The organism is Colwellia psychrerythraea (assembly GCF_000764225.1).
GTDB classification, from domain to species: Bacteria; Pseudomonadota; Gammaproteobacteria; order Enterobacterales; family Alteromonadaceae; genus Colwellia; species Colwellia psychrerythraea_D.
In genome coordinates this window covers 1-890 of record NZ_JQED01000016.1, presented here as the reverse complement: position 1 = coordinate 890, position 890 = coordinate 1, and the positions used below count along the sequence as shown (strand labels likewise).

The 890-nt window shown below is 38.3% G+C and carries 2 rRNA genes; both read right to left on the bottom strand.

Going from position 1 to position 890, the window contains the following annotated elements:
- Positions 1 to 113 (bottom strand): 16S ribosomal RNA (locus ND2E_RS0121415); the annotation flags it as partial.
- Between the two features lie 557 nt (positions 114 to 670).
- Positions 671 to 785, bottom strand: a 5S ribosomal RNA gene (gene rrf / locus ND2E_RS12670).
- Positions 786 to 890: the final 105 nt, after the last annotated feature.

Below are 890 nucleotides of genomic sequence, written 5' to 3'. Positions count from 1 at the left end.
CACCCGTCCGCCGCTCGTCATCTTCTAGCAAGCTAGAAATGTTACCGCTCGACTTGCATGTGTTAAGCCTGCCGCCAGCGTTCAATCTGAGCCATGATCAAACTCTTCAATTAAAAATCGTTTGTGCGAGATAAACTCGCTGCTCAATGAATTCTGTCGTGATATTTACCGAAGTAAATATCGCATTACATATATAAGTATATATTTATCTGTGTGACATCATCATTAAGCGTTTTTTTGTTCTTGCTAATAAAAGCGAAGAAACTAAGTAAAACAACTGTAATGTGAGTGTCCACACAAATTGCATGATAACTAATTGTTAAAGAACTCTCTTTAAAAGAGAAGCAGTAAACGCATTCGTTACTCGCTTTAACTCCTTACTAACGTTGCCGTTTGCCCGAAGCAGGATGCGCATTGTACGCAACCAGATTTTAATGTCAACACTTAATTTATAAAATAAATCAGTGTTGTTAAAACCTTATTTATTATGCTGATTAAGTAATCAATCTAATAAATAAAGTCTGATTAAAAAGCCCGACTCTGATGAGTCGGGCTTCTCAAAACTAGAAGTTTAGCTATGTCCCGCTACGCTCTCACATGGGCTTTACTGCGACATAAGTCACACTACCATCGGCGCTATTGCATTTCATTTTCCAAACTAAAATTAGAAGTTTAGCAATGTCCTACTCTCACATGGGAACTCCCACACTACCATCGGCGCAACTGCGTTTCACTTCTGAGTTCGGAAAGGGATCAGGTGGGGCCACAGCGCTATTGTCGCTAAACAAAAAGGGTACAATCTAGAAAATCGATATAAACAGTATTCAATCTACGTAAAGTATTTCAAGTAACACGTTAAGTACGTGATTTTACATTGTTGTAATTTGTCA